Raw genomic sequence first — 12,161 nt, forward strand, 5'->3', positions numbered from 1 at the left:
GGGTGCCGGGGCAAAGCCCCGGCGTCGATCCCAGGCCTCCGCCCTGGACCCGCGAAAGGGATGATCCCTTTCGAAACCCGGGATCCTATGCGTCGGCCAGCGCCGCGGACCCCGCAGCGGGGCGGCGGCTCGCCAAGGCGGCGAGGCGGCCGGCCGGGCGGAGCAGCCGCAGGGCCGCCCCGGTGAGCCGGATCTGGCCGGGCAGGTGCTTCGGCCCGACCGGGTGGAAGGCGAGGCGCGGGCTCGCGCGCTCGGCCGCGGCCACCGCCTGGGCGGCGCGCGGCAGGGCGGCGATGCGCGCGGCCTCGTCGTCGGGAATCGCCAGGGCCCGGGCCCAGCTGCGGCTCGTCGCGAGCCGGCCCGAGGCGTGGAGGCGGCGCAGGCGCCGCCGCAGCCAGCAGCGCAGCATCAGCCGCGGCAGGCGCTCCATGCGCGCGTCGCAGAGGGCGTCGGGCTCCTCGCAGCGGGCCCGGATCGTGTCGGCGACGCCGCCGGGCGCGCGTCCCGTGAGGCGGGCCGAGATCGTCACCACCACGTCGCGCGGATGGCGGACGCGGAAGCCCTGCTGGAGCAGGGCGGCCACGAAGGCGCCGTCCTCGCCGAGCGGGATCTCCGGCATGCCGCCGACCTGCCGGTAGGCGTGGAGGCGCACGCCGAGCGAGGCGCCGATCGTGGTGCGGTGGCAGGGCCAGGGATCGTGCGGATCGGGATCGAGGATGGTCTCGACCTCGGTGATCAGCGCGTCGTAGGCGTCCTCCAGCCGGCCGCGGGCGGGCAGCGAGGGCGGCAGGAGCGCGGCCTCCTCCGGCGCCAGCTCGACCCGGCCGGCCACCGCGTCGGCCCCGGCATCGAGGGCGGCGAGGTTGCGCGCGACCCAGTCCGGCGGCACCCGGCTGTCGGCATCGGTGGTGAGGATCGTCCCGGTGCCGGGCCCACCCTCGATCCAGGCGGCGGCCTCGTCCATGGCGGCGCGGCGCGCCCAGCCCGCATGGGCGCCGGCATAGGTCACGTTCAGGACGCGCAGCGCGATCGACAGGTCCGGCCGCAGCGATTCGGCGATCGCCTCGGTGCCGTCGGTGCAGTTGTTCAGGAACAGCACGAGGCCGAGCCGGCCGGGGGCCAGTCCGGCCTGGGCGTCGATGGCCCTGAGGCAGGCCGCGATCCGCTCGCTCTCGTTGCGCACGGGCACGGCGATCACGACGTCGGGGCCCGTGCTCGGCACGGCCTCGGCGGTGGGAAGGGATGTGGGGGACACGTGCGGCTCCGGTCGAATGGCGGAGCTTTGCACGCCGCTCGCCGAACGCGGGATGAACGCCCGGCCGGCGGGTCGTCGGATGCGTTTTCTGGTCGCTCGGACCTGTCGTTCGCGACGCGCTCTCCTCGCGGAGCGGATTTCCCCTCCCCGCAAGGGGGAAGGAGAGACCGCGGGTGAGCCGAAGCGATCGATCGGCTCCAGCCTGGACGATCCCGAAGGCCGCGATACGGCTTGGCGTCGAGAATTGGTCTATGGTATGCCAGATAATGTGAGGCGCCCGGCCGACCGATCCGGATCGGAACGCGGCGCCAACGCATTGAATCAACGACGGTCCTGCTGCCGGAGCCGATCTTTGACGCAAGTCTGGATCGATTTTAAGCTGGACCGTCGCGGCAGAACCGCCCGGGCCTTCGGGTCGCAGAGGCGGTCCGACACGGACGGGTGGAGCGCGCCATGACGGACGACAATCCCGCAAGCGGCCCCGGACGCGGCCTCGATTGGGCCGCCCTCGTCGCGGACGCCTATGCCGCCGAGGCGCGGCCGCCGCTGACGCCTGAGCTCTCGGAGCGGGTGCGCGCGGATCTGGCCGCGGCCCTGGCCGGGCCGGCGGACGACGCGGCACGGGTCGAGGCGCTGAACGCGGCGCTCGATGCCTTCGAGCTGGACCTGCGCGCGGTGGTCGGCCCGCGGGTCAAGGCGCTCGATGCCGGCGCCGGCACGGTGGCGATGGAGCATCGCTCCGAGGCCGGCCAGCCCCTGCGCGCCTTCGGCGGCCAGTGAGCCCGACGGCACGGATCCCGGAACGCCTCTCGACAAGGACGGTCGGAACAGCGCCATGAGCGAAGCGAACCATCAGAACGTCCAGCGCTTCTCGCATCCGGGCCGCGGCCGGGACAGGGCGCGGCCGGTTCCGAAGGGCCGGCAGGTCGATCCGCGGGCCAAGGTCGAGATCGAGGCGCTGCTCGGCGACCGCCCGCGCCGGCGCGACCTGCTGATCGAGCACCTGCACCTGATCCAGGACACCTACGGCCAGATCGGCGCCGCCCATCTCGCCGCGCTCGCCGACGAGATGCGCCTCGCCTTCGCCGAGGTGTTCGAGACCGCGACCTTCTACGCGCATTTCGACGTGGTGCGGGAAGGCGAGGCCGACATCCCCCGCCTCACGGTGCGCGTCTGCGACAGCATCACCTGCGCGATGTTCGGCTCGGAGAAGCTGCTCGAGACCCTGCAGGCGGAGCTGAAAGGCGACGTGCGCGTCGTGCGCGCGCCCTGCGTCGGCCTCTGCGACCATGCCCCGGCCGTCGAGGTCGGGCACAATTTCCTGCACCGGGCGGATGCGGCCGCCGTGAAGGCGGCGGTGGAGGCGGGCGACACGCACGCCCACATCCCGGCCTATAGCGATTACGAGGCCTACCGGGCGCAGGGCGGCTACGCCACGCTGGAGCGGATCCGCAGCGGCGAGCTTCCGGTCGACGCCGTGCTGGACCTGCTCGACGACGGCGGCCTGCGCGGCCTCGGCGGCGCGGGCTTCCCCACGGGCCGCAAATGGCGCTCGGTGCGCGGCGAGCCCGGCCCGCGCCTGATGGCGGTCAACGCCGACGAGGGCGAGCCCGGCACCTTCAAGGACCAGCTCTACCTCAACACCGATCCGCACCGCTTCCTGGAGGGCATGCTGATCGGCGCCCACGTGGTCGAGGCGGCCGACATCTACATCTACCTGCGCGACGAGTACCCGATCGCCCGCGAGATCCTGGCCCGCGAGATCGCAAAGCTGCCGGAGGGCGGCCCGCGCATCCATCTCCGCCGCGGGGCGGGGGCCTATATCTGCGGCGAGGAATCGTCGCTGATCGAATCGCTCGAAGGCAAGCGCGGCCTGCCGCGGCACAAGCCGCCCTTCCCCTTCCAGGTCGGCCTGTTCGACCGCCCGACCCTCATCAACAACGTCGAGACCCTGTTCTGGGTGCGCGATCTGATCGAGCGCGGCGCCGCGTGGTGGAAGGGCCATGGCCGCAACGGGCGCGTGGGCCTGCACTCCTACTCGGTCTCGGGCCGCGTGAAGGAGCCGGGGGTGAAGCTCGCGCCCGCCGGCCTCACCATCCAGGAGCTGGTCGACGAATATTGCGGCGGCATGGCCGAGGGGCACGCCTTCGCGGCCTACCTCCCGGGCGGGGCCTCCGGCGGCATCCTGCCGGCGGCGATGAACGACATCCCGCTCGATTTCGGCACGCTGGAGAAATACGGCTGCTTCATCGGTTCGGCTGCCGTCGTGATCCTCTCGGACAAGGACGACGTGCGCGGCGCGGCGCTGAACCTGATGCGCTTCTTCGAGGACGAGTCCTGCGGCCAGTGCACGCCCTGCCGCTCGGGCACGCAGAAGGCGCGGGTGTTGATGGAGCAATCGGTCTGGGACACGGGCCTCCTCGCGGAGTTGTCCCAGTGCATGCGCGACGCCTCGATCTGCGGGCTGGGCCAGGCTGCCTCGAACCCGCTGACCAGCGTCATCACCTATTTCCCGGATCTCTTCCCCGAGCCGCGTCCGATCGCCGCCGAGTGATGGACGATGCGGACGAGTGGCACGATAGTTCCGGTATGCGTGTTGGGAGCGGCAGAATGAACGACGGCCCCGATCTCCACGGCAAGGCGACGGACCGGACCGAGGTCCGGGCGCAGACGCGCCAGGATGCGGGCGGCGCCGCTCCGGAGGCACGGCCCGGCGCGGGGGGCGCCTATTCGCAGGGCGCCAAGGCGGGCGGGCAGGCCTCGCCCGAGCCGAGCGGGCTCGCCGGCCTGAAGGAGCGGCCCGCGGCGCCGCCCACCATCGCGTTCGAACTCGACGGCGAGACGGTCGAGGCCCGGCCGGGCGAGACCATCTGGGCGGTCGCCAAGCGCCTCGGCACGCATATCCCGCATCTCTGCCACAAGCCGGAGCCCGGCTACCGGCCGGACGGCAATTGCCGCGCCTGCATGGTCGAGATCGAGGGCGAGCGCGTGCTCGCGGCCTCCTGCAAGCGCACGCCCGCCATCGGCATGAAGGTGAAGACCGCTACCGAGCGCGCGGAGAAGGCCCGCGCCATGGTGATGGAGCTGCTGGTGGCCGACCAGCCGGACCGGGCGACGGCGCACGATCCGACCTCGCATTTCTGGGCCCAGGCCGACTTCGTGGAGGTCACCGCGAGCCGCTTCCCCGCGGCCGAGCGCTGGCAGGCCGATCCCAGCCACCCGGCCATGCGGGTGAACCTCGACGCCTGCATCCAGTGCAATCTCTGCGTCCGCGCCTGCCGCGAGGTGCAGGTCAACGACGTGATCGGCATGGCCTACCGCTCGGCCGGCGCGAAGGTGGTGTTCGACTTCGACGACCCGATGGGCGGCTCGACCTGCGTCGCCTGCGGCGAGTGCGTGCAGGCCTGCCCGACCGGGGCGCTGATGCCCTCGGCCTATCTCGACGCGAACGAGACCCGGGTCGTCTATCCCGACCGTGAGGTCGCCTCGCTCTGCCCCTATTGCGGCGTCGGTTGCCAGGTCTCCTACAAGGTCAAGGACGAGCGCATCGTCTATGCCGAGGGCCTGAACGGCCCGGCCAACCACAACCGGCTCTGCGTGAAGGGCCGCTTCGGCTTCGACTACGTCCACCATCCCCACCGGCTGACGAAGCCGCTGGTCCGGCTCGACAACGCGCCGAAGGACGCGAACGATCAGGTCGATCCGGCCAATCCCTGGACGCATTTCCGCGAAGCCACCTGGGAGGAGGCCCTCGACCGTGCCGCGGCCGGACTGCGGACAGTCCGTGACAGCCATGGCCGCAAGGCGCTCGCGGGCTTCGGCTCGGCCAAGGGCTCGAACGAGGAGGCCTACCTCTTCCAGAAGCTGGTCCGCCTCGGCTTCGGCTCGAACAACGTCGACCATTGCACCCGCCTCTGCCACGCCTCCTCGGTGGCGGCCCTGATGGAAGGGCTGAACTCGGGTGCCGTGACCGCGCCCTTCTCGGCGGCGCTCGACGCCGAGGTGATCATCGTCATCGGCGCCAACCCCACCGTGAACCACCCGGTCGCCGCGACCTTCCTCAAGAACGCGGTGAAGGAGCGCGGCGCCAAGCTGATCGTGATGGATCCGCGCCGGCAGGTCCTGTCCCGGCACGCCTACAAGCATCTCGCCTTCAAGCCGGGCTCGGACGTGGCGATGCTTAACGCGATGCTGAACGTCATCATCGAGGAGAAGCTTTACGACGAGCAGTACATCGCCGGGTACACCGAGAACTTCGATGCGCTGCGGCAGAAGATCGTCGACTTCACGCCCGAGAAGATGGAGGCCGTCTGCGGCATCGATGCCGGGACCCTGCGCGAGGTCGCGCGCCTCTACGCCCGCTCCAAGGCCTCGATCATCTTCTGGGGCATGGGCATCAGCCAGCACGTCCACGGCACCGACAACTCGCGCTGCCTGATCGCGCTCGCCCTGGTCACCGGCCAGATCGGGCGTCCGGGCACCGGCCTGCACCCCCTGCGCGGCCAGAACAACGTGCAGGGCGCCTCCGATGCCGGCCTGATCCCGATGGTCTATCCGGACTACCAGTCCGTCGAGAAGGCGGCGGTGCGCGAGCTGTTCGAGGCGTTCTGGGGCCAGTCCCTCGATCCGAAGCGCGGGCTCACCGTGGTCGAGATCATGCGGGCGATCCATGCCGGCGAGATCCGCGGCATGTTCGTCGAGGGCGAGAACCCGGCCATGTCGGATCCCGACCTCAACCATGCCCGGCACGCCCTGGCGATGCTCGACCATCTCGTGGTGCAGGACCTCTTCCTCACCGAGACGGCCTTCCACGCCGACGTGGTGCTGCCGGCCTCCGCCTTCGCCGAGAAGGCGGGCAGCTTCACCAACACCGACCGGCGCGTGCAGATCGCCCGGCCCGTCGTCCCGCCCCCGGGCGACGCGCGCCAGGACTGGTGGATCATCCAGGAGCTCGCCAGGCGGATGGGGCTCGACTGGAACTATGCCGGGCCGGCCGACGTGTTCGCCGAGATGGCGCAGGTCATGCCCTCGCTCGCCAACATCACCTGGGAGCGCCTGGAGCGCGAGGGCGCCGTGACCTACCCGGTCGACGCGCCCGACAAGCCCGGCAACGAGATCATCTTCTACGACGGCTTCCCGACCGAGAGCGGGCGCGCGAAGATCGTGCCGGCGGCGATCGTGCCCCCGGACGAGGTGCCGGACACCGAGTTCCCGATGGTGCTCTCCACCGGCCGCGTGCTGGAGCACTGGCACACCGGCTCGATGACCCGGCGTGCCGGCGTGCTCGACGCGCTGGAGCCCGAGGCGGTGGCCTTCCTGGCCCCGCGCGAGCTCTACCGCCTCGGCCTCGAGCCCGGCATGACGATGCGCCTCGAGACGCGCCGCGGCGCCGTCGAGGTGAAGGTCAGGTCCGATCGCGACGTTCCGGACGGCATGGTGTTCATGCCCTTCTGCTACGCGGAAGCCGCGGCGAACCTCCTCACCAACCCCGCGCTTGACCCGCTCGGCCTGATTCCCGAGTTCAAGTTCTGCGCGGCCCGGGTCTCGCCGGTACAGGCCGCCTCGCCGATCGCCGCGGAGTGAGGGAGGCCGGGCGACGGACGCTTGATCCCCGCCCGAGGATGGCGCATCGCTCGGGCGATGACGCCAGCCGGAGACCCTTCGCGGCCCAGCCCCGCGCGCCCGGCCTGGGGAGAGGCCGGACGCCGATGAGCCGATCCGCTTCCGCGGCCCTGGTGCCGCTCGCGGACGCGCTGGCCCTGCTCCTCGCCGAGGCCGCGCCGGTCGCCCCGCGTGCCGTGCCGCCGGCCGAGGCGGGCGGCCTGATCGCCGCGGCCCCGGTCCTGGCGGGCCGCGACCGGCCTGAGCGGCGGATCGCGCTGCGCGACGGCTACGCGGTCGAGGCCGCCGCCGTCGGCGGCGCCTCTCCCTACGCGCCCGTGCCCGTCGTTGGAGCGCCGCCCTGGCTGGAGGCGGGCGAGGCGCTGCCCGCGGGCAGCGATGCCGTGCTCACCCCCGACGGGTTCGCCGATGGCGCCATCGTGGAGGATGTCGCCGCGCGCGAGGGCACGCGCGGTCCGGGCGAGGACCTCGCCGCCGGCGACACCCTGCTCGCGGCGGGCGAGCGGATCGGACCCCTTCACGTCCTCGCCCTGATCGAGGCGGGCATCGGCACGGTCGAGATCCGCCAGCCGCGCCTGCGCCTGGTGGTGACCGGCGCGCCCGGGCGGGACGGCCTGTCGCCCGCCCTCCGTGGCCTGATCGCGGCGCGTGGCGGCCAAGCGGAGATCGTCGCCGCGCCCGACGAGGCCGGAGCCGTCGCCGCGGCGATCGGCGCGGCCGGGGCCGATGCGGTCTTCGTGCTCGGCGGCAGCGGCCTCGGCCGGACGGACCGGAGCGCGGAGGCCCTGGCGCGGGCTGGGCGGCTCCTCGCCCACGGGATCGCGCTGCGGCCGGGCGAGAGCGCGGCGATCGGCGCGGCCGGGGGACGCCCGGTCCTGCTGCTGCCGGGGCGCCCCGATGCCGCGCTCGCGGCCTTCCTGGCGCTGGGCGCGCCGCTCCTGGCGCGGCTCTGCGGCGCGCAGCCGGGACGGGCGGCGATGATGCCGCTGACCCGGAAGATCGCCTCCGTGATCGGGCTTGCCGAGATCGTCTTCGTCCGGTCCGGCGCGGCCGGAGCCGAACCGCTCGGGGGAGCCGAGCTTCCGCTTCGCCGGTTGATCCGGGCGGACGGGGTCGTCCTGGTCGCGCCCGAGCGCGAGGGCCATCCCGCGGGCGAGCAGGTCGAGGTCTGGCCGCTGTGAGTTCCGAGACACCGAGCGCCTTCGCCGAGCGGCTCGCCGCGGCCTCGCGGCAGGAGCAGTTCCTCACCGTGCTGAGCCGCGAGGCGGCGCTTGCCGCCTTCCGGACCGCGGTCCCGCACGCGGCCCTGCCGGCCGAGAGCGTGCCGCTCGCCGACGCCCTCGGCCGGGTGCTCGCCCGGGACGTCGCCTCGCCGATCGACGTCCCGCCCTTCGACCGCGCCCTGGTCGACGGCTTCGCCCTGCGGGCCGCCGACACCGAGGGCGCCGGCCCCGCCGATCCGCGGCGGCTCGTCCTCAACCGGGAGATCCTGGCCTGCGGCGTGGCGCCGGCCCTGACGGTGGAGGCCGCCACCGCGACGCCGATCGCCACGGGCGGCGTGATCCCGCGCGGGGCCGACGCGGTGGTGATGGTCGAGCAGACCGAGTTCGAGGGCGAGGCCATCGCGGTGGTGACGGCGGTCCGGCCCGGGCAGTTCGTGGGCTATGCCGGCGCCGACATGGCCTCGGGCGAGACGGTCCTGCGCAAGGGCGCGGTGATCACCGCCCGCGAGATCGGCATGCTCGCGGCCTGCGGATTCGCCCTGGTCCCGGTGGTGCGGCGCCCGAAGGTCGGGGTGCTCTCGACGGGCGACGAGCTGGTGGCGCCCGGCGCGCCGCTGCGCCCGGGCGCGATCTACGATTCGAACGGCGCCATCGTCGCGGCGTCCGTCACCGAGAACGGCGGCGAGCCGGTGCATCTCGGCATCCTGCGCGACGACGAGGCGGTGCTGGAGGCGGCCCTCCGCGAGGCACTCGGCCGCCACGACCTCGTCGTCCTGTCGGGCGGCACCTCGAAGGGGGCGGGCGACGTCTCGCACCGCATCCTCTCCCGCCTCGGCGAGCCCGGCATCCTCGTCCACGGCGTCGCCCTGAAGCCGGGCAAGCCCCTCTGCCTCGCGGTGGCGCAGGGCACCCCGATCGTCGTGCTGCCGGGCTTCCCGACCTCGGCGATGTTCACCTTCCACGACTTCGTGGTGCCCCTGGTGCGGGCGCTCGCCGGCCTGCCGCCGCGCGAGGAGGACGCTGTCGCGGCGGTGCTGCCCCAGCGCCTTCCCTCGGAGCTCGGACGCACCGAGTTCGTGATGGCCTCCCTCGCCCACGGGCCGGAGGGCCTGGTGGCTCTGCCGCTGCCGAAGGGCTCGGGCTCCGTCACCGCCTTCTCGCAGGCGGACGGCTTCTTCGCGGTGCCGGCCGCCCGCTCGGGCGTGGAGGCGGGCGAGACCGTGTCGGTGGTGCGCCTCGGCGCGGGCGTGCGGCCGCCGGACCTCACGATCGTCGGCAGCCACTGCACCGGCCTCGACCGGGTGGTCGGGCTGCTGGCGGACCGGGGCTATCGCGCCCGGACCATGTGGGTCGGATCGAGCGGCGGCCTCGCGGCCCTGCGCCGGGGCGAGTGCGACCTCGCCGCCATGCACCTCTTCGACCCCGAAACCGGCCGCTACAACGCGCCGTTCCTCGCGCCCGGCCTGGCGCTGGCGCCGGGCTGGCGCCGGCTCCAGGGCGTGGTCTTCCGCGCCGGCGACCCGCGCTTCGAGGGCCGGGATGCCGCGCGCGCCGTCGCGGCGGCGCTCGCCGACCCGGATGCCGTGATGGTCAACCGCAATGCGGGCTCGGGCACGCGCCTCCTCGTCGACGGACTCCTGAACGGGAGCCGCCCGGCCGGGTTCTGGAACCAGCCGCGCTCGCACAACGCCGTAGCCGCCGCGGTGGCGCAGGGGCGGGCGGATTGGGGCGTCGCCATCGCGAGCGTCGCCGAGGCCTACGGGCTCGGCTTCCTGCCGCTCACCGAGGAGCATTACGACCTCGCCTACCGGGAGGCCGACCGGGACAAGCCGGCGCTCGCCGCCTTTCTCGACCTCCTTGTCGCCCCCGAGACCGCGGAGGCGCTCCGCGCCCTCGGCTTCCTGCCCGGAGGCCCCGCATGAGCGGCCTGCGCGTCATCGGGCTAGCCGGCTGGAGCGGGGCGGGCAAGACCACCCTGCTCGCCCGGCTGATTCCGCTCCTCGTCGCGCGCGGCGTGCGCGTCGCGACCCTCAAGCACGCCCACCACGCCTTCGATATCGACCAGCCCGGCAAGGATTCGCACGTCCACCGGCAGGCGGGGGCGAGCGAGGTGATCGTCTCCTCCGCCCGCCGCTGGGCGCAGATCCGCGAAGTGGGGGAGGACGGGGAGGCGGGCCTGCCCGAGCTGCTGCGCCGCCTCGTGCCGGACGGGCTCGCCCTGGTCGAAGGCTTCAAGCGCGAGGGGCATCCCAAGCTCGAGGTGTTCCGCGCCGCCAACGGGCGTCCTCCGCTCCATCCCGAGGATCCCCGCATCGTCGCCATCGCCAGCGACAGGCCCTTCCCGGAGGCCGGGCGGCCGGTGGTCCCGCTCGACGATGTCGAGGCGATCGCCGACCTCGTCCTCGCCCGGGCCGAGCCCCTCGACGCGGTTCTCGCCAGGCTGGAGACTCCCTGAGCCATGGCCCAGCTCACCGACGATTGCTTCGCCTTCGGCGCGAAGCTCATGCGGATCGAGGAGGCGGCCGCCCTCATCGCCGAGCGGATGCCGGTGCTCGCGGGCATCGAGACCGTGCCGCTCGCGGCGGCGGACGGCCGGATCGCGGCCGAGGACGTCTTCGCCGGGCACGACCTGCCGCCCTTCGCAAATTCCGCGGTGGACGGCTACGCCGTGCGCCATGCCGACCTCGCCCGCGCGGCCGAGACCGTGCTGCCCGTGAGCGGCCGGCTCGCCGCCGGCGCCGCGGCGGGGGCGGGGCTGGCCGGGGGCGCGATCCGCATCTTCACCGGCGCGCCGATGCCGCCGGGGGCCGACACGGTCTTCATGCAGGAGGACGTGCGCACGGAGGGCGGCCACGTCGTGCTGCCGCCGGGGCTGAAGCCCGGTGCGAATGCGCGGCCGGCCGGCGAGGATCTGGCCCGCGGCGGCCTCGCGATCCCCGCCGGCCGGCGTCTGCGCCCGCAGGATCTCGCCCTCGCCGCCGCCACGGGGCACGGGAGCCTCGCCGTCCGGCAGCGCCTGCGGGTCGCCCTGTTCTCCACCGGTGACGAGTTGGCGGAGCCCGGCACCCCCCTGCGGCCCGGGGCGATCCACGATTCGAACCGGGTGCTCCTCGCCGCCCTGCTCACCCGGCTCGGGGTCGTGGTGGCGGATCTCGGCATCCTGCCCGACGAGCCCGCGCACCTCGCCGGACGCCTCGCCGAGGCCGCGCGCGGCCACGACCTGATCCTGACCTCGGGCGGCGTCTCGACCGGCGAGGAGGATCACGTGAAGGGCGCAGTCGAGGCGCAGGGGCGGCTGATGCTGTGGCGCCTCGCGATCAAGCCGGGCCGGCCGGTGGCGGTCGGGCTCGTCGGCAACACGCCCTTCGTCGGCCTGCCGGGCAACCCGGTCGCGGTCTACGTCACCCTGCTCTTCGTGGTGCGCCCGCTGCTGGCCCGCCTCGGCGGTGCGAGCCCCGACCTGCCGACGCCCCTGCCGGTGCGCTCCGCCTTCGCCTACCGCAAGAAGGCGGGCCGCCGCGAATTCGTGCGGGTCTGCCTCGTGCGCGGCGCCGACGGCGCCGTGGAGGCGCGGAAGTTCCCCCGCGACGGGGCCGGCATCCTGACCTCGCTCACGGGAAGCGACGGGCTGGTGGAGCTGCCCGACGACGCCACCGAGATCGCGGCGGGCGACACCCTGGCCTATCATCCGCACGCCCTGCTCTGGTGAGCGGGCGATCCGGGCCTGCGTCCCGGTCGCGCTCAGGGCTCCTTCCAGGCCTTGGCGATCTGATCGGTGAGCGGCTTGGTGAGGTCGGAGAGGACGGAGCGCTCGCCGATCTGCATATGCGCCTCCACCGGCATGCCCGGCACGATCAGCATGGCCGGCTCTGGCTCAGATAAATGTCCACACTGCCTAGGGCACGTCCACACCTTCGGAGCGGAGCCTGGAGCGGCTTCGAGGCCCGAAGAGCTTGGCCGTCTATCCGGGGTGGGAAATTAGGATTGTCAAAAACGGCCCGAATATGTCCTGAATCCAATAGGATGTGCTTGCGTCGATCGCGATCGGTGACTGCCGGTCG

The 12,161-nt window shown here is 73.4% G+C and carries 8 protein-coding genes; 7 read left to right on the forward strand and 1 reads right to left on the reverse strand.

The features are described from left to right. Nucleotides 1-85 precede the first annotated feature (85 nt). Nucleotides 86-1,255: a glycosyltransferase family 2 protein gene (locus tag MTDSW087_RS18315; RefSeq protein ID WP_238178930.1), complete on the reverse strand. Its 1,170-nt coding sequence runs from the start codon at nucleotides 1,253-1,255 to the stop codon at nucleotides 86-88. Nucleotides 1,256-1,708: 453 nt separating this feature from the next. On the opposite strand from MTDSW087_RS18315, the gene MTDSW087_RS18320 reads away from it, so the two are divergent. The 7 genes from MTDSW087_RS18320 to MTDSW087_RS18350 all read left to right on the forward strand — a co-directional run bounded on the left by MTDSW087_RS18320 (nucleotide 1,709) and on the right by MTDSW087_RS18350 (nucleotide 11,809). Continuing rightward, nucleotides 1,709-2,035, forward strand: coding sequence for a hypothetical protein (locus MTDSW087_RS18320; RefSeq protein ID WP_144766337.1), 327 nt, complete (start codon nucleotides 1,709-1,711; stop codon nucleotides 2,033-2,035). Nucleotides 2,036-2,090: 55 nt separating this feature from the next. Beyond that, a complete protein-coding gene (locus tag MTDSW087_RS18325) occupies nucleotides 2,091-3,809 on the forward strand; it encodes an NAD(P)H-dependent oxidoreductase subunit E (protein ID WP_144766338.1) in 1,719 nt (572 codons plus the stop codon). A gap of 56 nt (nucleotides 3,810-3,865) precedes the next feature. Then, a complete protein-coding gene (gene fdhF, locus MTDSW087_RS18330) occupies nucleotides 3,866-6,838 on the forward strand; it encodes a formate dehydrogenase subunit alpha (RefSeq protein ID WP_144766339.1) in 2,973 nt (990 codons plus the stop codon). Nucleotides 6,839-6,963: 125 nt separating this feature from the next. Beyond that, nucleotides 6,964-8,058: a molybdopterin-binding protein gene (locus tag MTDSW087_RS18335; protein WP_144766340.1), complete on the forward strand. Its 1,095-nt coding sequence runs from the start codon at nucleotides 6,964-6,966 to the stop codon at nucleotides 8,056-8,058. Then, nucleotides 8,055-10,022, forward strand: coding sequence for a molybdopterin biosynthesis protein (locus tag MTDSW087_RS18340; protein ID WP_144766341.1), 1,968 nt, complete (start codon nucleotides 8,055-8,057; stop codon nucleotides 10,020-10,022). The genes MTDSW087_RS18335 and MTDSW087_RS18340 overlap by 4 nt, the downstream gene beginning before the upstream one ends. Continuing rightward, complete coding sequence (gene mobB / locus MTDSW087_RS18345; protein ID WP_144766342.1) at nucleotides 10,019-10,555, forward strand: molybdopterin-guanine dinucleotide biosynthesis protein B; 537 nt, start codon at nucleotides 10,019-10,021, stop codon at nucleotides 10,553-10,555. The genes MTDSW087_RS18340 and mobB overlap by 4 nt, the downstream gene beginning before the upstream one ends. Nucleotides 10,556-10,558: 3 nt before the next feature. Beyond that, the gene (locus MTDSW087_RS18350; protein WP_144766343.1) at nucleotides 10,559-11,809 is read left to right on the forward strand and encodes a molybdopterin molybdotransferase MoeA; all 1,251 of its coding nucleotides are present in this window, start codon (nucleotides 10,559-10,561) and stop codon (nucleotides 11,807-11,809) included. The last annotated feature ends 352 nt before the right edge of the window (nucleotides 11,810-12,161 follow it).

It is taken from the genome of Methylobacterium dankookense (assembly GCF_902141855.1).
In the GTDB taxonomy this organism is placed as follows: domain Bacteria; phylum Pseudomonadota; class Alphaproteobacteria; order Rhizobiales; family Beijerinckiaceae; genus Methylobacterium; species Methylobacterium dankookense.

Bases quoted from the DNA above. Each gene is read 5' to 3' on its own strand.
- MTDSW087_RS18335 (WP_144766340.1), top strand. From the start codon at position 6,964: ATGAGCCGATCCGCTTCCGCGGCCCTGGTGCCGCTCGCGGACGCGCTG.
- MTDSW087_RS18320 (WP_144766337.1), top strand. From the start codon at position 1,709: ATGACGGACGACAATCCCGCAAGCGGCCCCGGACGCGGCCTCGATTGG.
- fdhF (WP_144766339.1), top strand. From the start codon at position 3,866: ATGAACGACGGCCCCGATCTCCACGGCAAGGCGACGGACCGGACCGAG.
- MTDSW087_RS18350 (WP_144766343.1), top strand. From the start codon at position 10,559: ATGGCCCAGCTCACCGACGATTGCTTCGCCTTCGGCGCGAAGCTCATG.
- mobB (WP_144766342.1), top strand. From the start codon at position 10,019: ATGAGCGGCCTGCGCGTCATCGGGCTAGCCGGCTGGAGCGGGGCGGGC.
- MTDSW087_RS18325 (WP_144766338.1), top strand. From the start codon at position 2,091: ATGAGCGAAGCGAACCATCAGAACGTCCAGCGCTTCTCGCATCCGGGC.